25 protein-coding genes, 1 tRNA gene and 1 pseudogene are annotated in these 19709 nt (G+C 65.8%); 16 read left to right on the top strand and 11 right to left on the bottom strand.

Features of this window, described 5'->3' with window-relative positions; translation table 11 throughout:
• Positions 1-28: 28 nt before the first annotated feature.
• The gene (locus L2A60_RS11380) at positions 29-1225 is read right to left on the bottom strand and encodes a glycosyltransferase family 4 protein (RefSeq protein ID WP_235704494.1); all 1197 of its coding nucleotides are present in this window, start codon (positions 1223-1225) and stop codon (positions 29-31) included.
• Between the two features lie 126 nt (positions 1226-1351).
• On the opposite strand from L2A60_RS11380, the gene L2A60_RS11375 reads away from it, so the two are divergent.
• Positions 1352-2323, top strand: coding sequence for a M14 family metallopeptidase (locus tag L2A60_RS11375; RefSeq protein ID WP_235704493.1), 972 nt, complete (start codon positions 1352-1354; stop codon positions 2321-2323).
• 15 nt (positions 2324-2338) lie between these two features.
• Here the strand turns inward: L2A60_RS11375 and L2A60_RS11370 are convergent, their stop codons facing one another.
• The 3 genes from L2A60_RS11370 to L2A60_RS11360 all read right to left on the bottom strand — a co-directional run bounded on the left by L2A60_RS11370 (position 2339) and on the right by L2A60_RS11360 (position 4924).
• Positions 2339-2785 (bottom strand): PAS domain-containing protein, encoded by a 447-nt coding sequence (locus tag L2A60_RS11370; RefSeq protein ID WP_235704492.1) that lies wholly within the window; start codon positions 2783-2785, stop codon positions 2339-2341.
• 36 nt (positions 2786-2821) lie between these two features.
• Positions 2822-4306, bottom strand: a complete 1485-nt coding sequence (gene gabD / locus L2A60_RS11365; RefSeq protein ID WP_235704491.1) for an NADP-dependent succinate-semialdehyde dehydrogenase — start codon at positions 4304-4306, stop codon at positions 2822-2824.
• 84 nt (positions 4307-4390) lie between these two features.
• A complete protein-coding gene (locus L2A60_RS11360) occupies positions 4391-4924 on the bottom strand; it encodes an outer membrane protein assembly factor BamE (protein WP_235704490.1) in 534 nt (177 codons plus the stop codon).
• An 81-nt stretch (positions 4925-5005) separates the two neighbouring features.
• On the opposite strand from L2A60_RS11360, the gene L2A60_RS11355 reads away from it, so the two are divergent.
• The 8 genes and pseudogenes from L2A60_RS11355 to L2A60_RS11320 all read left to right on the top strand — a co-directional run bounded on the left by L2A60_RS11355 (position 5006) and on the right by L2A60_RS11320 (position 9384).
• Positions 5006-5545: a YceD family protein gene (locus L2A60_RS11355; protein ID WP_235704489.1), complete on the top strand. Its 540-nt coding sequence runs from the start codon at positions 5006-5008 to the stop codon at positions 5543-5545.
• A 135-nt stretch (positions 5546-5680) separates the two neighbouring features.
• On the top strand, positions 5681-5884 hold the full coding sequence (gene rpmF / locus L2A60_RS11350) for a 50S ribosomal protein L32 (protein ID WP_235704488.1): 204 nt from the start codon (positions 5681-5683) through the stop codon (positions 5882-5884).
• A 48-nt stretch (positions 5885-5932) separates the two neighbouring features.
• Positions 5933-7057 carry a phosphate acyltransferase PlsX gene (gene plsX, locus L2A60_RS11345; RefSeq protein ID WP_235704519.1) on the top strand — a complete coding sequence of 375 codons (1125 nt, stop codon included), beginning with the start codon at positions 5933-5935 and terminating at the stop codon, positions 7055-7057.
• 3 nt (positions 7058-7060) lie between these two features.
• Positions 7061-8020, top strand: coding sequence for a beta-ketoacyl-ACP synthase III (locus L2A60_RS11340; protein ID WP_235704487.1), 960 nt, complete (start codon positions 7061-7063; stop codon positions 8018-8020).
• A 59-nt stretch (positions 8021-8079) separates the two neighbouring features.
• Positions 8080-8394, top strand: a complete 315-nt coding sequence (locus tag L2A60_RS11335) for an integration host factor subunit alpha (RefSeq protein ID WP_235704486.1) — start codon at positions 8080-8082, stop codon at positions 8392-8394.
• 8 nt (positions 8395-8402) lie between these two features.
• Positions 8403-8694: pseudogene (locus L2A60_RS21020) on the top strand (MerR family transcriptional regulator); the annotation flags it as partial.
• A gap of 342 nt (positions 8695-9036) precedes the next feature.
• Positions 9037-9113 (top strand) — tRNA-Pro (locus L2A60_RS11325).
• A 34-nt stretch (positions 9114-9147) separates the two neighbouring features.
• Positions 9148-9384 (top strand): hypothetical protein, encoded by a 237-nt coding sequence (locus L2A60_RS11320; protein WP_235704485.1) that lies wholly within the window; start codon positions 9148-9150, stop codon positions 9382-9384.
• Here the strand turns inward: L2A60_RS11320 and L2A60_RS11315 are convergent.
• The 3 genes from L2A60_RS11315 to L2A60_RS11305 form a co-directional block, all read right to left on the bottom strand.
• On the bottom strand, positions 9356-9814 hold the full coding sequence (locus L2A60_RS11315; RefSeq protein WP_235704484.1) for a GNAT family N-acetyltransferase: 459 nt from the start codon (positions 9812-9814) through the stop codon (positions 9356-9358). The genes L2A60_RS11320 and L2A60_RS11315 overlap by 29 nt on opposite strands.
• The gene (locus L2A60_RS11310) at positions 9811-10350 is read right to left on the bottom strand and encodes an MFS transporter (protein ID WP_329603570.1); all 540 of its coding nucleotides are present in this window, start codon (positions 10348-10350) and stop codon (positions 9811-9813) included. The genes L2A60_RS11315 and L2A60_RS11310 overlap by 4 nt, the downstream gene beginning before the upstream one ends.
• Positions 10351-10484: 134 nt before the next feature.
• Positions 10485-11438 carry a threonine/serine dehydratase gene (locus tag L2A60_RS11305; RefSeq protein WP_235704482.1) on the bottom strand — a complete coding sequence of 318 codons (954 nt, stop codon included), beginning with the start codon at positions 11436-11438 and terminating at the stop codon, positions 10485-10487.
• A 68-nt stretch (positions 11439-11506) separates the two neighbouring features.
• Here L2A60_RS11305 and L2A60_RS11300 point away from each other — a divergent pair, with 68 nt between their 5' ends.
• Positions 11507-11809 carry an ArsR/SmtB family transcription factor gene (locus tag L2A60_RS11300; protein WP_235704481.1) on the top strand — a complete coding sequence of 101 codons (303 nt, stop codon included), beginning with the start codon at positions 11507-11509 and terminating at the stop codon, positions 11807-11809.
• 6 nt (positions 11810-11815) lie between these two features.
• Here the strand turns inward: L2A60_RS11300 and L2A60_RS11295 are convergent, their stop codons facing one another.
• The gene (locus tag L2A60_RS11295) at positions 11816-12445 is read right to left on the bottom strand and encodes an alpha/beta fold hydrolase (RefSeq protein WP_235704480.1); all 630 of its coding nucleotides are present in this window, start codon (positions 12443-12445) and stop codon (positions 11816-11818) included.
• 29 nt (positions 12446-12474) lie between these two features.
• On the opposite strand from L2A60_RS11295, the gene L2A60_RS20600 reads away from it, so the two are divergent.
• From L2A60_RS20600 to L2A60_RS11285, 3 genes are all read left to right on the top strand, one after another.
• Positions 12475-12600 carry a hypothetical protein gene (locus L2A60_RS20600; RefSeq protein ID WP_268920230.1) on the top strand — a complete coding sequence of 42 codons (126 nt, stop codon included), beginning with the start codon at positions 12475-12477 and terminating at the stop codon, positions 12598-12600.
• A 191-nt stretch (positions 12601-12791) separates the two neighbouring features.
• On the top strand, positions 12792-13811 hold the full coding sequence (locus tag L2A60_RS11290) for a TRAP transporter substrate-binding protein (protein WP_235704479.1): 1020 nt from the start codon (positions 12792-12794) through the stop codon (positions 13809-13811).
• Positions 13812-13819: 8 nt separating this feature from the next.
• The gene (locus tag L2A60_RS11285; protein WP_235704478.1) at positions 13820-15664 is read left to right on the top strand and encodes a TRAP transporter large permease; all 1845 of its coding nucleotides are present in this window, start codon (positions 13820-13822) and stop codon (positions 15662-15664) included.
• A gap of 30 nt (positions 15665-15694) precedes the next feature.
• Here L2A60_RS11285 and L2A60_RS11280 read toward each other — a convergent pair whose 3' ends face one another.
• Positions 15695-16921 (bottom strand): CaiB/BaiF CoA transferase family protein, encoded by a 1227-nt coding sequence (locus L2A60_RS11280; protein ID WP_235704477.1) that lies wholly within the window; start codon positions 16919-16921, stop codon positions 15695-15697.
• A gap of 93 nt (positions 16922-17014) precedes the next feature.
• On the opposite strand from L2A60_RS11280, the gene L2A60_RS11275 reads away from it, so the two are divergent.
• Positions 17015-17962 (top strand): HpcH/HpaI aldolase/citrate lyase family protein, encoded by a 948-nt coding sequence (locus tag L2A60_RS11275; RefSeq protein ID WP_235704476.1) that lies wholly within the window; start codon positions 17015-17017, stop codon positions 17960-17962.
• 116 nt (positions 17963-18078) lie between these two features.
• Here the strand turns inward: L2A60_RS11275 and L2A60_RS11270 are convergent, their stop codons facing one another.
• The gene (locus tag L2A60_RS11270) at positions 18079-18276 is read right to left on the bottom strand and encodes a DUF6726 family protein (protein ID WP_235704475.1); all 198 of its coding nucleotides are present in this window, start codon (positions 18274-18276) and stop codon (positions 18079-18081) included.
• A gap of 349 nt (positions 18277-18625) precedes the next feature.
• On the opposite strand from L2A60_RS11270, the gene L2A60_RS11265 reads away from it, so the two are divergent.
• A complete protein-coding gene (locus L2A60_RS11265; RefSeq protein ID WP_235704474.1) occupies positions 18626-18955 on the top strand; it encodes a hypothetical protein in 330 nt (109 codons plus the stop codon).
• A gap of 29 nt (positions 18956-18984) precedes the next feature.
• Positions 18985-19212, top strand: coding sequence for a hypothetical protein (locus tag L2A60_RS11260; RefSeq protein ID WP_235704473.1), 228 nt, complete (start codon positions 18985-18987; stop codon positions 19210-19212).
• A gap of 47 nt (positions 19213-19259) precedes the next feature.
• On the opposite strand, the gene L2A60_RS11255 is transcribed toward L2A60_RS11260, so the two are convergent.
• The gene (locus tag L2A60_RS11255) at positions 19260-19661 is read right to left on the bottom strand and encodes a MarR family winged helix-turn-helix transcriptional regulator (RefSeq protein WP_235704472.1); all 402 of its coding nucleotides are present in this window, start codon (positions 19659-19661) and stop codon (positions 19260-19262) included.
• Between the last annotated feature and the right edge of the window lie 48 nt (positions 19662-19709).

Here is a 19709-nt window from a genome sequence, read left to right as displayed (position 1 = left end):
GCGGTTTTGGGTCCGCCTCCCGGTTTCGTCAACCGATGCCATTGGCGGTCAGCGCCGATTCGAGCGGATCGAGACCCAATGCGGCGCGCGCATAGGCCTGCCCGCGCAGCGCAAGCTCGATGCGCCTGGCGGGATCGTCGGCGAGGCGGAGGAGCAGGGACGCGGCTTCGTCGATATCCGGTTCGGCCCAGACCGCGCCCTTCACGTCATAATCGCCCCGGTCGTCGGCGACCGGGATCAGCCGGTATGGCACCAGCCCGGCGCTGGTCTCGTCCATGAATTGCAGATTGCCGGACCATCCGGTCGCGACCACGGCAATCCCGCGCAACATCGCCTCGGCGGGGACCAGCCCGAACCCTTCGGCGCGGTGCGGCGAGAGCAGGATATCGGTACCGGCGAGCAGGGTGCGCAGCTTTTCTCCTGGCCACGTTTCGTCGATCAGCCGGATGTTGCCGGCATCGCCGATCGCCGCGCGCACCCGCCCCATGTCGCCAGGAAACGCATCGCCGCCGGCGAGTTTCAAAACAAGGATGCGATCGGCACGGTTGCCGAAAGCAGCGCGATGGGCCGCGATCGCGCCGAGCGGATTCTTGCGCGCGAAACTGGCGCCGAGATTGGCGATGACCGTGACGATCACCGCGTGGTCGGGCAGGCCGATCGACGCGCGATCCGGCATCGCCGGGGCAAGATCGAGCGACGCGAGCGGGTAGGGGACGAGCCGCACCCGTCCGGGATAGATTGTCTCGATCGCCGCCTTGGTGAAGGCGGACGGCGTCCAGATGTCATGGACGAACTGTTCGGCCCGGCGCCAGTTCTTCGGCAGCGATTCCAATTCCCAGTTCCAGAACCCGATGACACGCCGTCCGCGCAGGAAATTTTTTTCCGCGCGCGCGAGCATCAGCGGGATCGAGGGCGCGTTGACGTGCAGGATCAGCGCGGCATCCTCGGGAAGGGTGGTCGGTATCGGCGGGCGCAGCACGCCGAGTTCGACCGCCCCGCGATCCGCTCCGAGTGAGGCAAGACCCGCATGAAGCAGCCGGGCCGCCTCGCCGAGACCGGAGATTCGCGCCATCTCGCCGGCGATCACGGCTCCGGCGCTCGATGTCGGCGGTGTGGCGTCGGCGCGTGGTGCCGCCGCCAAGGTCAGCGCGCGCAGCGCGGCGCGGCGCGGCGCCGGCGGAATCGCGCGCCAGATTTGGTGCAGCCTGCCAAGCCGGCCGGTCACGCCGGTTCCTGGCGTCGCTGGCGCGGGACGGTTGCGATGTTTCGATCTCCGTTTAGAGTGCGTGTCCGTATCTCGCCGAAAGCGGGTGCCAGAAAGCGACGACCAAAGCGAGTGCCAAAGCGAGTGATGAGCGTAATCGCACCCCCAGGGGAGGGCATCGAAACGGCCGAGTGGCCGCGTTTCGCCGTGTCGCTCGCGCCGCCCGATCTGTCGCCCTGGCTCGAAGGCAATACCGGAGTGCGCGGATTTACCAGTTTCGCGGCACCGCGTTCCGGCCCGCACGTGGTCATCATCGCCCTGATTCACGGCAACGAAATCGGCGGCGCCATCGCGCTCGATACAATGCTGCGCGCGGAACTGCGGCCGATGCGCGGGCGGCTCACTTTGGGCTTCGCCAATATCGACGCATTTGGCCGATTCGACCCGGCGAACCCGATCGCGTCGCGTTTCGTCGACGAGGATATGAACCGGGTATGGGATGTGGCGACGCTGGATGGGCCGCGCCGCTCGCTGGAACTCGACCGGGCGCGGGAGATGCGCACGCTGATCGACACGGCGGACTGGGTGCTCGATCTCCATTCGATGCTCTGGCCGTCCGATCCGCTGTTGCTCTGCGGCAGCGGCGCGCGCGGCAAGGCGCTGGCATTGGCGATCGCGACACCAGGCCTTGTCGTTGCCGATGGGGGCCATGCCGGCGGCCGCCGGCTGATCGACTATCCGCGCTTCACCGCCGAGCGGGGCGACGCGGCCTCGGTCCTGGTCGAAGCGGGGCAGCACTGGCAGGAAACCACGGTGGGCCAGATGCAGGCGAGCATCGCCGCACTGCTCGCCCATGCCGGAATGGTCGAACCGGTGCCGGCACGCTCGGCGGGCGCGCGCTTCGCCGAGGTGACGCGGGTGGTCACGGCGACGACCGGGCGGTTTGCCTTCGTCCGGCCGTTCCGGGGCGGCGAGGTGATCCGCCGGCGCGAAACGCTGCTCGCGCATGACGGGACGGCGGAGATTCGCACACCGCACGACGATTGCCTGCTCATCATGCCGAGCCTGCGCACCGGGCGCGGCCATACGGCGGTGCGGCTGGCCCGGTTCGTCGAATAGGCGCCGCGCGAAACCCTATCCTTCGGTCTTGGCCACGGCCCGCAATGCCCGGAGTTCTTGCCGCAATCGCTTCATCTCCTCGAACCGCGCGGTAACGTCCCGGATCACCGCGGCGATACCGGCCAGGGCACCGGTTTCGTCGTGGAACGGCGTGATGGTGAATTCGATGGAGATTCGCTGGCCATCCTTGCGGAGTGCCGGAACCGCCAGCATGTCGCCGGCGCCGTAACGGGTCTTTCCCGTCCGCATCGTCTGGTCATAGCCGGTCCAGTGGCGCTGCCGGAGGTTCTCCGGGATGATGATGTCGAGGGACTGCCCCATCGCCTCGGATTGGGTGAAGCCGAAAACCCGCTCCGCACCCTGGTTCCAGAACTGGATTTTGCCGGCGGCGTCGGAATAGACGACCGCATCGGCCATCGCGGAGGTCAAAGCGACACAGAACCGGGTAACGTCGAATGACATGATGCAGTCTCCACCGGCCCGAATGGTATTTCGCCGCTACCTGTCGCCGCCGAGGCCACCCAGCGCCAGATATTTGATTTCGAGATAATCCTCGATCCCGTATTTCGAGCCTTCGCGTCCGAGGCCGGAATATTTCATGCCGCCGAACGGTGCCACCTCGGTCGAGATCAGGCCCTCGTTGATGCCGACGATACCGTAATCCAGCCCTTCGGCGACGCGGAAAATCCGCCCGACATCGCGCGCGTAGAAATAGCTCGCGAGGCCGAATTCGGTGTCGTTGGCGAGGTCGATCGCCTCCCGCTCGGTCTTGAAGCGGAACAACGGCGCCACCGGCCCGAACGTTTCCTCGCGGAAGATCAAGGCGTCATGCGGCACGTCGGCCAGCACGGTGGGGGTGAAGAAATTGCCGCCGAGCGCATGGCGTTCGCCGCCGGTCATCACGCGGGCGCCGCGCTTCACGGCATCCCCGATATGCAGCTCGACTTTCGTCACCGCTTCGGCATTGATCAGCGGGCCCTGCGTCACCCCTGGCTCCATGCCGTTGCCGACGCGCAGCGCCTCGACCGCGCGTTTGAGCTTTTCGGCGAATGCATCGAACACGCCATCCTGCACCAGAAGCCGGTTGGCACACACGCAGGTCTGGCCGGCATTGCGGAACTTGGAATCGATCGCGCCCCTCACGGCGGCGTCGAGGTCGGCGTCGTCGAACACGATGAACGGCGCATTGCCGCCCAGTTCCATCGAGGTTTTCTTGATCGACGGCGCGCATTGCGCGAGCAGCTTCGCACCCACCTCGGTGCTGCCGGTGAACGATAATTTCCGCACTAAGGGATTGCCGGTCAGCTCCTTGCCGATCGGCCCGGACGGTCCGGTGATCACGTTGCATACCCCGGCCGGCATTCCGGCGCGCTCGGCAAGCACGGCGAGGGCAAGCGCCGAAAACGGCGTCTGGCTCGCCGGGCGGATCACCCCGGTGCAGCCCGCCGCCCAGCCCGGTCCGGCCTTGCGGGTGATCATCGCGGCGGGGAAGTTCCACGGCGTGATCGCGGCGAACACTCCGATCGGCTGTTTCTGCACGATGATCCGCCGACCCTTCGCGTTCTGCGGAATCGTGTCGCCGTAGATGCGCTTGCCCTCCTCGGCGAACCATTCGATGAAGCCGGCGGCGTAGGCGATTTCGCCTTTCGATTCGGCGAGCGGCTTGCCCTGTTCCGCCGTCATGATGACGGCGAGGTCGTCCTGGTTCGCCATCATCAGATCGAACAGTCGGCGCAGGATCGCGGCGCGCTCCTTCGCAAGCATCGAGCGCCAGGGGTCGAAGGCGCGCTCGGCGGCCTCGATCGCGCGGCTTGTTTCCGCCTCGCCCATCGCTGGCACCCGCCCGACCAGTTCGCCGGTCGCGGGATTGGGAACGTCGACCGTCCTGCCGCTATCGGCGCCGATCCATTTGCCGCCGATATAGTTCGCCTCGCGCAGCAATGTCGGGTCGTTCAGCTTCAGTCGGTCGGGTTGGTTCAGCATGGCGTCCTCCTGATCGAGTCATTCGGAAAATAGGAATGCAACATGCCGGGCAGAACCCTCGCCGATAAATCGGCGGCCCGAAAATCAGAAGCCCGAGAAGCCGCCCGCGTTGCCACCGCCATAGCCGGGACTGCCGCCGCCAAATCCGCCGGGCTGGCCGGCACCGAGGCCAGGATTGTAATGCCCCACGCCGCCGACCAGTTGCTGGAACAGGCTCGCCCGGCCGCCCGGCGCGGGGGTGTGGCCGCCCGCCATCGCGACCATCACGGCGTTCTTCTTGTCGATTCCGTGGATCGACTGCAGCACGCCCTGCTGGTTGAACTGCAGCACCACCACATGCTGGCGGATCACGCCCTGGGTGCGGGCGATGCGGCGCTTGGTGATCTGGCTGACATAAAGCCAGTCGTCGTCGTTGAAGGTCTCGCGCAACGTGGGCGAGCCGAGCAGCGCCCGCGCATCGGCCTTGGTCGAGACTCCTGGCCTGAGCTGTTTCAGCTCATGGGCCGAGACCGCATTGCCGCGATAATGCGGGCGCGCCGAAAAGATTGCGCAGCCGGCAAGCGCGGGCAGTAGCAGAAGCGGAAACAGGCGATGGAGCTTGATGGCGGGTCGGCGCACGCGGCTCGGTCCTTGGTTGTATCTGATCGCAGTCCTATGGGCGAGCTTCCATGATCGCGCAAGATGCGCGACTAATCGGCCATGCAGCATAGCGCGTCACAAGGTTTTTCCCGCAAATTCGATCTCGCCCGGCTTGCCGGCAAGCCGGAGACGATCACCGTCACCGCCTCGCCCGAGGAGTGCGCTGCCGTCGCCGCCGCCTTCGCTCTGCCCGCCATCGCTTCGCTCGGCGGCAAAATCCGGCTGAGCCGGATGCCGAACGGGCGAGTCGCGGCACGGCTCGACCTTGCCGCCCGTGTGACCCAGGTTTGCGTCGTCACGCTCGATCCGTTCGAACAGAACATCGCCGAGCGGACCGCGCTTGTCATCATGCCGTCGGCCGGCGGCGAAACCGAGCCCGAGGACACCCTGATCGCCGATCTCGACTCGCCGGACGAAATCGTCGTGGATGGCACCATCGTCGATCTCGGCGCCCTGGTCGCCGAGCAACTGGCACTGGCGCTCGACCCCTATCCGCGCAAGCCCGGTGCGGAACTGCCCGGACTTGCCGCGGCACCGGGTGAGGCCGCGTTCGCTGCCTTGGCCGCGCTCAAGGGACTCGGCAAAGCTCCAGGCAAATAGGCATGCCCAACTGCGGCGCGGGCCCGCTTGCTGCCCGAAGTCGCGTCTGCTAGACGCCCGTGCTTGAGATCATCCCTGTCCACGGGACGGTGGTGCGTTGTCGCGCCGCCGAGACACCAGAAACGAGACCCGATCATGGCCGTACCCAAGCGAAAGACTTCCCCCTCCCGGCAGGGCATGCGCCGCAGCCACCTGGCTCTGCGCGGCGAAGCCCATGCCGAATGCAGCAATTGCGGCGAACTGAAGCGGCCGCATCACGTTTGCGGCTATTGCGGCCATTATGACGGCCGCGAGGTTGTCGCCGCGGGTAAGGAGCTGAAGGGCACGGTTCGGATCTGAGCGGGCCGCGGCACATCGCGTTTCGCATTTTTCCATGATCCGGTCATGATGATCGACCCGCAAGGTCCCTCGGCGACGGAATCGCAGGCCAGATCGTCGGCGCCGGTTCTGGCGGTCGATGCAATGGGCGGGGATCACGCGCCCGACGTGGTGATCGCCGGACTCGATATCGCCGCCGAACGCCACCCGAAAGCGGTTTTCCAGGTTTTCGGCGATCCGGCTCGGATCGACGCATTGCTGCGGCAGACCAAGCGCCTGAAAGACCGGGTGGTCGTGCGGCCAACCACCGAGACGATCCCGGACGATATGAAGCCGACCGCGGCACTCCGCCTGCGCGACGCCTCGATGCGCCGCGCGATCGACGCGGTCGCCGCCGGCGAGGCGGCAGGCGTGATTTCCGCGGGCAATACCGGCGCCTTGCTGGCGCTCGCGAAAATCGTTCTCAAGACCATGAGCGGGATCGACCGTCCGGCGATGGCGGCGATCGGCCCTTCGGCCAGGGGCGATGTCGTGATGCTGGATCTTGGCGCGAACATGGTCTGCGATGCCCGCAACCTGGTCGAATTCGCCGTGATGGGCGATATGTTCGCCCGCACCGTGCTCGGTCTGCCGAGCCCGACGCTGGGGTTGCTCAATGTCGGCTCGGAGGAAATGAAGGGCGACGAAATCCTGAAGCGCGCGGCCGAGGCGTTGCGTGCCAGCCCGCTCAGCCCGCAATTCCAAGGTTTCGTCGAGGGGCACGATATCGCCGGCGGCACCGTCGATGTCGTCGTGACCGACGGCTTCACCGGCAATGTGGCGCTCAAAACCGGGGAAGGTGCGCTCAGGCTGGTCGGCGACCTGCTGAAACGCGTGTTTTCCGCCAGCATCGCCGCGAAACTCGCTTATCTGCTGGCGAGGCCGGGGCTGAACCGGCTGCGCGAATGGCTCGATCCGCGGCGCTATAACGGCGCGGTGCTGCTGGGCCTGAACGGCGTGGTGGTCAAATCCCACGGCGGCACCGATGCCCAAGGCTTCGCCCATGCCGTCGATGTCGCCATGGACATGATCGTCAATCGGTTCAACGAGCGGATCAAGGACGGGCTGAGCCAATATGCAGGCCGCGCCGCGCTCGTCGCCGAGCCGGCGACCGAGGCGGCACTCGGCGCCAACCCGGTCGCGACGGCGGGGTAGCGGATGCGAACCCTGCTCGAAGGCGTCGGCGCCTATCTGCCCGAACGAATCGTCAGCAACGACGAACTCGCCGCCAGGATCGATACGTCGGATGCCTGGATACGCGAGCGCACCGGCATCGCCCAGCGCCATATCGCGGGACCGCACGAAACCGCCACCTTCATGGGCGCCGAAGCCGCGAAACGTGCCCTGGCCGCCGCCGGGGCGAAGGCCGGCGCCGTCGATGCGATCATCGTCGCGACATCGACCCCGGATCAGGGTTTCCCCGCGACCGCCGTGAACATCCAGAGCGCGCTCGCCGTCACCCAGGGCTTCGCCTTCGATATTTCCGCCGCCTGTTCCGGCTTCGTCTACGCCTTGTCGGTCGCGGACGGCATGATCCGCGCCGGCCAGTGTCGCAACGTCCTGGTCATCGGCACCGAGGTCTATTCGCGCATCCTGAACTGGCAGGATCGCGGCACCTGCGTCCTGTTCGGGGACGGCGCTGGTGCGGTGTTTCTGCGCGCGTCCGGCCAGGGCGAGTCGCGCGGCGTCATCTCGACCCATCTGCATGCCGACGGGCGGTACGGCGACATCCTGTATATCGACGGCGCGACCGGGCAGACCGGCAAGTCGCAGCACCTGGTGATGAACGGCCGCGAGGTGTTCCGTCATGCGGTCGCCAAGCTCGCCGCCGCGGTCGACGAGGCGCTGGAGGCGAACAATCTCTCCCACGCCGATATCGACTGGCTGGTGCCGCATCAGGCCAATCGGCGGATCATCGATGCCATGGGCAAGCGGCTGAATCTCAGGCCGGACCAGGTGGTGATGACGGTCGAGCGCCACGCCAACACTTCGGCGGCGTCGATCCCGCTGGCGCTGGCCGAAGCGGTCCAGGACGGACGGATCAAACCCGGCCATCTCGTTCTGCTCGAGGCGCTGGGCGGCGGATTGACCTGGGGATCGGCGCTGATCCGTCTTTGAGGCGGGGTTTGCCGGTGCTTGCGTGTTGACCGGGCCCGAGTTCTTGGTAATCTTGAAAAATGAGCACGTTGACGCGCGCCGGTTTGGCTGAATCGATCTATGCGGCGGTCGGTCTGTCGCGCAACGAATCCGCCGACCTGCTGGAAGCGGTGCTCGATCGCATGAAGCGCGCCCTTGCCGATGGAGATTCCATTAAAATCAGCGGGTTCGGAACGTTTTCCGTGCGGCAGAAGGGGCGTCGGATCGGCCGCAATCCGAAAACCGGACGCGAAGTACCCATCCTGCCGCGCCGCGTGCTGATTTTCCGCGCCAGCCAGATTCTGCGCGAAGCGGTCGATGCCGGCAACGCCGCCGGCCAGGCGTCCCGCTCTTGACCGATACCCTGACCGGACTGAGCGGCGAACCGGACGAACCCGCAAGGGCGCGGCCCCGCAAATCCGCCGAAGCCTATCGCACGATCAGCGAGGTCGCCGACGAATTGCATGTGCCTCAGCACGTGCTGCGATTCTGGGAAACCAAATTCCCGCGCATCAAGCCGCTGAAGCGCGGCGGCGGCCGGCGCTACTACCGGCCGGACGATGTGGTTTTGCTGCGCCGGATCGCCGATTTGCTGTATATTCAAGGCTATACGATCAAAGGCGTGCAGCGGCTTCTGAAGGAAGGCGGCGGTGCCCTTCACGACGAGATCCCGCCCGCGTCGGACGAGGAACGGGCCGCCGCCGCCGCCGAGCGCGCACAGGCCGGCGCCATGGCGCCGATGAAGCCGCGCGCGAGCGATCTTCCCGAACTGCCGATCGCCCCCGCTCCCCAACCGGGCCGGCAGGCCGCGCCGGTCCAGCGCGATGGCGCTCCCATAACCCCGCCCGGTGAAACCCGCGCGGCCGCGCTGCTTCGCGCGGCACTGCGCGAGGCGCTCGCCGAGCTTGAGCGTCTCCGCGACCGGCTGGCCGGCTGATCGGTTTGGCGGCCGTCGCTCGATTGCCTCGCATCGGCGCAGTTGCTAAGGGAATGTCCGTCGGAGCGTAGCGCAGCCTGGTAGCGCATCAGTCTGGGGGACTGGGGGTCGTGGGTTCGAATCCCGCCGCTCCGACCATGGTTTCCGGTTTGACGCACAGGAAGATTGGCTGGTGCCGGCGATGTCTGGCGTCGGCGATGGCCGATATGTTCCCGGCCTTGGTCACGCGCGCCGGGATGAATCTTCAAGCGCAGCGAAACATGCCGATTGCGGCGATCTCACGCATGAAGACGATGCGCGGGCGCTGCGCGGCGCGGCGGAGCGTTACGGTCCGGTTTCGCTGCTCGCGGTCTGTGCCGGCGGCGTCTCGCTCACGAGCGTTAGTCGAGGCGATGGCGATACTGGATGAACCCGGACCGCTCCGCGACATTATCGTAGAGCCGCATCGCCGGCGCGTTCGTCTCGTGGGTCAGCCAGTAGACCCGCGCGCAGCCGTCGCGCGCCGCCGCCGCATAGACATGCTCGATCAGCTTGCGGCCGATCCCCTGGCCGCGAGTCGCCGATGCGACGAACAGATCCTGAAGATAGCAGTAATTGCCGGATGTCCAGGTGGAGCGATGCCTGATGTGATGGACCAGGCCGACCGCCACGGAACCATCCCAGGCGAGCGCGCCGGAAACCGGTTCCGCCGGATCGAGCAGCCGCGCCCAGGTCAGGTCGGAAACATCCGCCGGAATATCGACCTGATAGAAGGCCTGATACCCGCGCCATAACGGCAGCCAGGCCGAATGATCCTCGCGCTGCAACGGACGAATGCTGATATCGGTGCCGGTTGTCATGTTGGTTCCACCATATCGGTTATCGGTTCACGCACCTTCGAGGTGCCGGCCACGATTCCCGCGGCGATGAAATTCGCGCAGACGCCGGCAATGATCGGTACCATGTAGCTGTGGCTCATATCGAAGGCGAATCCGGCGGCGATGGGGCCGATCAGCGTGCCGATCGCGACGCTGGTATAGAGAATGCCGATGATCCCGCTGACATTGCGACCGCCGAAATAATCCATGACCACGGCTGGAAGAATCGCGACCCATCCGCCGTAGACGACGCCGTAGACGAACGCGAAGACGGCGAGCGCCCAGAAATCCTTCGAGACCGCCCAGATGGCCAGGGCAAACCCCATGCCGGCGAACATCGCCATCAGCGCACATGAACGGCCCATCCGGTCGGCCGGCCCGCCGAGAAAGAAGCGCCCGGCGGTGCTCCCGATGCCGATCACACTCAGCAGCAGAACCGCCGAAAATTGCGGAACGCCGTGACCCATCGCATCGGGGACGAGATCGACGAACGGCACGAACACGCCGAACGAGCAGATCAGGCAGGCGGCGTAAAGGCCGATGAACCGCCGGGACCGGATCGCCGTCGGGGGCGAGGCCGCGATCGCGCGGGTCGTCCTCGATCAGGAGAGCCATTCCGCCGCCCGCGACGGCGGCGAGTGAACTCGCGGTTTCAGATTCTGGGTTCGAAGCGGACCGCGGTGGTGTTGGCGCCGCAGAGAAGAACGGCCACGCGCTCGCCGGCGGCCGGCGCGTATTTGCCGGACAGCAGGGCGGCAAAGGCCGCGGCGCCGCCGGGCTCCGCCACGACGCGGATTTTATCCCAGAGCGCGTGCTGTGCCGCAAGGATATCGCCGTCCGCAACGAGGACGGGGCGCTCGATGAAGGCTTGCGCGATCGGGAACATCATGTCCCCGACGCGTTTCGGCGCGAGGGAATCGGCCGCGATGCCGCCCGCTTCGGCATCGACCGGACGCCCGGACTCGAAGGCGCGCCACAGAGTGGGCGAATCCTCCGGCTCGACCGCGACGATTTTCATCCGCCCGCGAAACCAGGCAGCGATGCCGCCGATCAACCCGCCGCCGCCGACCGCCACCAGCAGGGTCGAGATGTCCGGGCAGTCGGCTTCGAGTTCGGGGCCGATGGTGCCTTGTCCGAGCAGCGTCTCGGGCTGGTCATAGGCGTGGATGACGAGGGCTCCCCGTTCCGCTGCGAAGCGTTCGCTTGCGGCGAGCGCATCGGCGTAGCGGTCGCCGCCGACGACGAGATCGGCGCCGTAGCCGCGGATGCGTTCGGCCTTGGCGGGCGAGGTGACGCTCGGCACGAAAATGGTTGCCGGCACGCCGCGGCGCATGGCAGCATAGGCGACCGCGGCGCCGTGATTGCCGCCGGAGGCCGCGACGATGCCGACTTTCGGCACGGTCCGGGTCAGAAGGTGGGCGAACGCACCGCGCACCTTGAAGGAACCGGAATGCTGAAGAAACTCCAGTTTGAACGCGATCGGCCGGGGCGCGAGGCCGAAATCTTCGAGATCGAGCCGGAGAACCGGCGTGCGGCGGATGTGAGGGCGGATCAGCCGCTCGGTTGCGGCGATCCGGTCGGCGGTGATCGGGGTATCCGGGGTCATCTTCTGCTCTTTGCTCAGGATTTTCTGGACGACATCGATAATAATTAGTAACTTGGCAAATTAACGAAATGCAAGATGTCGATATCATCAAGGCGCTCGCCAATGAGCGCCGCCTGATAATCCTCGAATGGCTGAAAGACCCGCGCGCCCATTTCCCGCCGCAGGTCGACGGCGATCTGACGGAGGATGGCGTCTGCGCCCTCCTGCTCGCCGAAAAGCTAGGCATCACCCAGGCGACGCTCAGCGAGCACATGCGCGTCCTGACCCAGGCCGGCCTGGTGCGCGCCCGGCGGATAAAGCAATGGACGTTCTACAAGCGGGACGAGGAGCAGATACGCATCGTCAAAACCGGGCTTCTCGCCCGGCTTTAGCCGATTTCAGTCGATCAGTGCACGGGTTTCCTTTAGGAAGGCCACGATGGCGTCGATTACCTGCCAGCGATTCTTCTCCAGCACGACCATATGGGTTCCCTCACCGATCTCGACCCAGCGGCGGTAAGGTGCGCCGGTCAGGCGCAGGAACAGCGCCTGTATGCGGTCGATCGTCACGTCGGCATCCCATTCCGCATGGGTCAGCAGCACCGGGGAGCGGATCGCGCCGGGATCGTAGATCGGCCGCCCCGCCGTCCAGTATTCGCGCACGTCGAGCACGGCACCGCTCGGCGCGCGGATCGTGCCGGGCGCGCCGGCTCCTGGATCGGTTGCCAGCGTCGTCTCCGCCCAAGAATCGAACCAGCCGGCGGGGATCAGGCCGTCGCGCCGGTCCGCCGGTGCGGCATCGAGCCAGCGCTGCCGGAATGCCTGCACGTCGATGCGCCGATAAGCGCCGAGCGGGCCGCCCGCGTCGATCCGCACCGGCCCTTCCGTCAGCCATTGCGGCGCGATCAGAGCGAGCTTCGCCACGGTCTCGCCGTGCGCGGCGGTATAGGCGGCGGTTACCGACCCGCCCCAGGACATGCCGATCAGGCTGAGTCGATCGAGACCGCCGCGGTTCAGGATATGCGACACCGCTGGACTTGCGGGTGCCGGCCGTGTCGATGGTGTGGTCCGCCCAGTGGGACCGCGATCCCGCCGCGATCTGGCTGCGCGAGCAGGTCGCGGCGACCCTCGCCGGATACGGCGATATGCCGACCCGTTCCGCCGCAAGCGATTCCGGTAGATAAGCATTTGTTTCGTCATATATTTGGAGAAACCCCGGACGCATCACCCCAGCGCCCGGCGCGGCGACGCCGGCGCGCATTTGTAAATGCTGCGGGTTGCCGATAATCAGGGCGCCGGTGCGGCCGGAAGGCCACTGAAATCAACGCCAACCCTGGAAATATCCGGGTGAGGCAGTCAACACGGAGGAGTTGAAATGACGGCAACTATTTCGCGCAAGCAATTTCTGGCCGGCGCGGGTGCCATGGCCGGTGCGGCGGCTCTGGCGCCGGGTTCCGCGCGCGCGGCACGGCCGTTCCTGATCAAGCTCGGGCTCGACGTGCCGGCCGATCATCCCACCGCGGTCAACGCGACCGAGGCCGGCAAGCGCATCGCCGCCGAAACCAAGGGGCGGGTGCGGGTGCAGGTTTTCCCGAGCAACGAACTCGGTGACGACACGCATATGCTGTCGGAAGTGCGCTCCGGCGCGATCCAGATGATGGGGATCGGCGACAACATCCTCTCCAGCCTGGTGCCGAGTGCGGCGATCGACAATGTCGGCTTCGCGTTCAAGAATATCGAAACCGCCTGGAAAGCGCTCGACGGCAAGGTCGGCGCTGTGGTGCGCGCCGATATCATGAAGCTCGGTCTCTACCCGATGCGCCGGATCTGGGACGAAGGCTTCCGCCAAATCACCACCAGCACCAAGCCGATCAAGACCCCGGCCGATCTCAAGGGCTTCAAAATTCGCGTCCCGCCCAGCCCCATTTCGGTGTCGCTGTTCAAATATCTGGGCGCGGCGCCCACCTCGCTGAACATCGCGGAGCTGTATACCGCGCTGCAGACCAAGGTGGTCGACGGTCAGGAAAATCCGCTCGGCCTGATCGAAACCCAGAAATACTATCAGGTCCAGAAATACTGCTCGATGACCAACCACATGTGGGTGGGTTACTGGATGCTGGTGAACGGCGCGTTCTGGAAGAGCATGCCGGAAGCGGACCGCAAAATCGTCGAGGCCGCGTTCAACGAACAGGCGCCCAAGCAGCGCGTCGCCAACAACACGCTGAACAACTCGCTGAAAGGCAAGCTGACCAAGCAGGGCATGGTGTTCAACAGCACCGACCCGAAGGCGTTCCAGGACGCCCTGATCAAAGCCGGTTTCTACAAGGATTGGGAGAAGAAATTCGGGCCGAAGCTATGGTCGGCGCTCGAAGCCTATACCGGCAAGCTCTCCTGACACACTGAATGAACGTGCAACCGAATACCCCAGCCGCCGCCCTCCGGCGGCTGGACGTGCTGGTCGACTGGATAACGCAAGGGCTGGCGGCAGCCCTTGTCGTTATTGAAATTATCATTTTGTTTGCCGGCATCATCTGGCGCTACGTGCTCGACAAGCCGCTGATCTGGTCGAACGAACTCGCGGAGATTCTGTTTCTCTGGCTCGTCAGCCTGGGTGCGGTCATCGCACTGCGGCGCGGCGAGCATATGCGGATGACCGTTCTGGTCGCCCGGCTGACGCCGGGGCGGCAGCGCTTTCTGGCGCGCATCGCGGGCTTGATCGTCGCGGTATTCACCCTCGAACTGATCGTGCCGGGAATCGGCTATATGTACGAACAGCAGGCCATCACCACGCCGACGCTGCATATTCCCGGTTCCTGGGAGGTTGCCGGGCAGCTGGTTGCTCTGATGATGCTGTTTTACGTCGCGCTCCGGCAACTGTTCGCCGGCGCGGCATGGCGGGAATTGCTGATCACGCTGGCGATCGGGGTCGTGATCGGCCTCGGCCTGTGGGCCGCCGAGCCGCTGCTCTACGCCATCGGCAATGGCGATCTTGTCGTGTTCTTCGTTCTCATCGTCGGGGTTTGCATTTTCGCCGGCGTGCCGATCGCCTTCGCCTTCGGCATCGCGACGATCGGCTATATCTATTTTACCAGCTCGATCCCGCTGTCCATCGTGATCAGCCAGATGGATCAGGGCATGGCGTCGATCGAGCTGCTGGCCGTGCCGATGTTCGTCATTCTCGGCCTGCTGCTCGAAATGACCGGCATCGCGCGGGCACTGGTCGATCTGCTGAGCGCGCTGGTGGGCAACCGCCGTGGCGGGCTGTCCTATGTGCTGATCGGCGCGATCTATCTGATCGCCGGGATTTCCGGCTCGAAGGCGGCGGACCAGGCGGCGGTGGCCCCGGTGCTGCTGCCGGAAATGAAGCGGCGCGGCACGCCGCCGGGCGAACTGGTCGCCCAGCTCGCCGCCGCCGCCGCGATGTCGGAAACGATTCCGCCGAGCCTCGTGCTGATCATCGTCGGCGCGGTGACCGGCGTGTCAACCGCCGCGCTGTTTACCGGCGGCCTGCTGCCGGCGGCGGTGGCCGCGCTCGGCCTGATCATCCTGATTTTCTTCCGTACCAGAAACGAGCGGCCGAGCGGCGCGACCGTGGCACCGCGCGAAGCCGCGCGCCTGTTCCTCGTGGCGATTCCCGCGCTGATCCTGCCGTTTCTGATCCGTTATGCCGTGCTGGCCGGCATCGCCACCGCGACCGAGGTTGCCACGATCGGCGTGGTCTACGCCGTGCTGGTCGGCCTCGTCGTCTATCGCTGTTTCGACTGGCGGCGGGTGTTTCCGATTCTGGTCGAAACGGCGGCCCTTTCGGGGGCGATTTTGCTCATTATCGGGGCGGCGAGCGCGATGGCCTGGGCGCTGACCCAGGCGGGTTTCGCGCAGACCCTGACCGCGGCGATGACCGGGCTGCCCGGCGGCAAATACGGCTTCATGGCGGTGTCGATCCTGCTGTTCATCGTGCTCGGCAGCGTGCTTGAGGGACTGCCCGCGATGGTGCTGTTCGGCCCGCTGCTGTTTCCGATCGCGGGGCAGGTCGGCATCAACGTGATCCAGTATGCGATCGTCTCGATCCTCGCGATGGGCATCGGCCTGTTCTCGCCGCCCTTCGGCGTCGGCTTCTACCAGACCTGCCTGATCAGCAAGGCGTCGAGCGACGAAGCGCTGGGCCGCATCTGGCCCTACATGGCAACACTCGTCGTCGCTCTGATCGTCGTCGCCGCCGTGCCATGGATTTCGACGGGTTTTCTATAGAAAATTCCATACGCGGAAGACGGCTCTTGCTTATTTGATGACCTTGCGCTCCCGCAGCGCGGCGATCGCCGCCGTGTCGGTCTCGATCAGGGCCAGCACATCCTCGGTGTCCGCCCCAAGCTCCGGCGCCGGGCGGGTCAGCGCGCCGGGAGTTTCGGACAGGCGTACCGGGATATTGTGCATCGGCAGCGATCCCATCTCCGGGTCCGGCAGGGCGATCAGCGCCTCGCGTTCGCGAACGAAATCGTGGGCTATCAAATCCGCTGGGTCGCAGACCGGCCCGACCGTCACGCCCGCCTGATCGAACAAAGCCAGATTCTCCGCCTGCGTGTGCGCCGCCATGAACTCGGCCACGATCGGGTCGAGCAGATCGTTATGGGCGACGCGCGCGCTGTTGGTCGCGAATCGCGGATCGACGATCAGTTCAGGCCGCCCGATGACGCGGAACAGGCGTTCGGCCATTTGCTGCATCGAGGCCGACAAGGCGACATATTTGCCGTCTGCGCACCGATACACGTTGCGCGGCGCGGTGGTGCCCGACCTGCTGCCGTGACGCGCCGGGGCGCGGCCGGTCAGCGCATAATTCGCCGCCTGCGGACCGAGCACGCTCAGCATGCTCTCGAACAGCGAAAGATCGACTACCTGGCCGCGCCCGCCCGCCACTTCGACATGGCGCAGCGCGATCATGATCGCGGTTGCCCCGTAAAGCCCGGTGATCATGTCGGCGAGGGCGAGCGGCGGCAGCACCGGCGGACGGTCCGGGTAGCCGTTCATCGCGGCGAAGCCCGACATCGCCTCGACCAGACTGCCGAAGCCCGGCTTGGCGCGGAACGGCCCGGTCTGGCCCCAGCCGGAGATTCGCGCGACGACGAGCTTCGGGTTCGCCTCCAGCAGAATATCCGGCCCTAGCCCCATGCGTTCGAGCTTGCCGGGGACGAAATTCTCCACCAGTACGTCGGCGATCGCAACCAGACGCAGCAGCAGCGCCAGCCCTTCGGGGTCGCGATAATCCAGCGCGAGACTCCGCTTGTTGCGGGCATAGACTTTCCAGTGGGTGGAAATATCGTCGACGCGCCAGTGGCGCAGATCGTCGCCGGTCGCTGGGTTTTCTACCTTGATGACATCGGCACCGAAATCGGCCAGCACATGCGTCACGACATTGCCGGCGACCAGGCGCGACAGATCGAGCACCCGCACGCCGTTCAGCGGCGCTCGCGCACCGGGCTCGTACTCCTTCTGATGCAGGCCAGCGTCCATTCCGATCGTCTCCCATAACTGCGGCGCAGGTTATAGAACGTCGCGAACCGCCAGCCATGGTCGTGCCGCGGGCATCAGAGCAAAGGATACATCATGACTGAATTTTCGGGCCGAACCCTGCCGATCTGGCGTTCCATGCTGTTCGTGCCGGTGACGGTCGAACGCTTCGTCGCCGGCGCGGCGCGGCGCGGTGCGGATGCGATCATTCTCGATCTTGAGGATTCGATCCCGGTCGCCGAGAAGGAGCTCGCGCGTGGCATGATCGCCGCCGCCACGAAAACCGTGAGTGCTGCCGGCGCGAATGTGATCGTCCGCGTCAACCGCCCCTGGCGGATGCTGGTGCGCGATCTGGAGGTGGCGGTTTCCCCAGGGGTCACCGCACTCATGCTCCCGAAGATCGAGAGCGCCGACCATCTGCGCCTGATCGCCGAAACCGTCGACGAGATTGAGGCCGAGCGCGGCATGGCTCCGGGGCACACCAGGCTGATCGCGATGTTGGAGACCCCCGGCAGCATCTTCCAGGCCGAGGCGATCGCCCGCGCCCATCCGCGTCTGGTGGCGCTGACGGTGGGGTCGGAGGATTTGGCACTCGCGGTCGGCATGGTACCCGAGGCCGATGGTTTGCTGTTTCCCAAGCAGCAGGCGATCTTCGCGGCGCGCGCCGCCGGCATCCTGCCGCTCGGCTTTTTGGGCACGGTCGCCGATTTCGCCGATCTCGGCCGCTTCCGTGCCACGATCGAACGCTCCCGCCGCCTCGGTTTTTCCGGCGCGTCGGTGATTCATCCAGGACAGGTCGCGATCCTCAACGAGGCGTTCCGCCCGCAGTCGGCCGAACTCGATCACGCGCGGCGGCTGGTCGCGGCCTATGAGGAGGCGACGAAAGCGGGGCGGGGCGCGGTTGCCTTCGAGGGGCGGATGATCGATGTTCCCGTGGTGCGCCGGGCGCAGGCCCTGATCGAGCGCCATGAGGCGATCGAAGCGCGCGGCTCGGCGGATCGCACGGCACCGGTTGCGACCGCAAATGCCGATACCGGGACCTAGAGCAATATGGCTTTAAGTGGAATCGCACAGCGATCCACAAAGCCATGAAATTCCGCGCCGATCGACCGCCGCGACATGGATGGACGGGCTGGCTGGTATGGCGCGCCGTTTGTCCGTCAGCTTCGTGTCGGCGTCGGGTCGATCACGTTCGCGCAGGCATCGGTCGGCGCCGCGGCGACCGGCCCGAGAAGCGGCACGATCTTCAGCCCGGCGGAGGTGACGCGGCAGGGCGCCGCGGCGAGGCCGCAACCGGACAGGGACAGCGCGGCAACACCCAGAACGGCGGTGAGGGTCAGCTTCGAAAGGATGCTCATGATCCGACTATAGGGCGATTTCCCGCGGCGGCGAAACCTGGCGCGCTTATGCAACTGCCCGCCCTTCACAACGCCGGCACCGACCTTTGGCATTCGGGTAATCCGGCGGCAACAAAAATTCCGGCATCTTTGTGACGGTGTTTGAAAACAGGCGTTAAATCAAAAATGTTCATGTCAAAATAATGGCGACATATTTTTGGTTGATTTATAATAAATGTCGAATCTGTAATGACGATTTTATTGGAACGATTCGGCTCGGTTGCCTATATTTTGCAGGCGACTTGTTCCGTGTGGCGACACGTCCCGTATGGTGACTTGTCTTCGCGAAGCAATGAGAGGAGATATTGTTATGAAAAAATATATCTTGCCGAGTCTGGCGGCCCTGGCTCTGATGAGCGGTGCCGCGCTGGCGCAATCGACCACCTATCAATCCACGACCACCACCGCCGTCGTGCCTCCGGCGCCACCCGCCATCGTTCCGCCGCCGCCGGGCACGCTCAGCACCACGGTGACCAGGCGCACCGATAACGGCTACGGCACGCGGAGTTACTCGCAGCAAACCACCTACGGCAATCCCGATACCGCCGCTTCGGAAAGCAGGAGCGTCACGGTCACCCAGCCGGCGCCTTACGTGGCAACCTCGACGCGGCGCACCACCACGACAACGACCACGCCTTGATGCGGCCTGACAGCAACAGGAGAATGGCGATGATCGCGAACAAAGCCGGCGTACGATTGGCGCTGGGGCTTTCCCTGATCGGCGGCATGGCGGCCCTGTCCGCCTGTTCCGGCCCGCCGCCGACCCGGACCATCACGAGCACCGAGGAAACCACCACCAGACCAGTGCTGGTGCCGGCACCGCCGCCCATGGCCGTGCCGGGGGCACCCTCGACGGTAACGACGACGACCAGCCGTTCCGAGCAGGTCAATCAGTAGCCCCGCACCGCGTCCCGCGCGGGTTCGCAAACCCGCACGGGACGCATCTATGTGAGCCGGTCGATCAGCCGCTGCAGCACCGGGCGCATCCGGCGCAGTTCCTCCAGATGAATCGCCGACAGCGCGGCGAGTTTTTCTTCCCCCGCCGGCGTCAGCGCCAGCCGCACCCGCCTGCGGTCCGTGCTGTCGGGAATCCGGGAAACCAGGCCCGAATCGGCCAGCCGGTCGGCCAATTCCACCATGCTGTTGTGGTGCAACGCCAGCCGCTCGGCGAGATCGCCGAGGCCGATCGGCGCGGCGCCATCGGCCCCCTTGATCGCGAGCAGCGCCTGGTGCTGGCGCGGCGTCAGCCCGGCGCTGCGCGCCGCCGTCTCGCTCAGGGACAGGAACCGGCGCAGCGCATATCGGAACTCCGCGAGCGTCCGGTAGTCGTGATCGGAAAGGGTCATGTCGGACATACGCGAGTGTAACCCGAAACGCCTCTTGTCTATATATGT

This window comes from Acidiphilium iwatense (genome assembly GCF_021556475.1).
In the GTDB taxonomy this organism is placed as follows: Bacteria; Pseudomonadota; Alphaproteobacteria; order Acetobacterales; family Acetobacteraceae; genus Acidiphilium; species Acidiphilium iwatense.
Note: the sequence above shows the minus strand (reverse complement) of the source record. Positions and strands in the feature narration are given on the sequence as shown.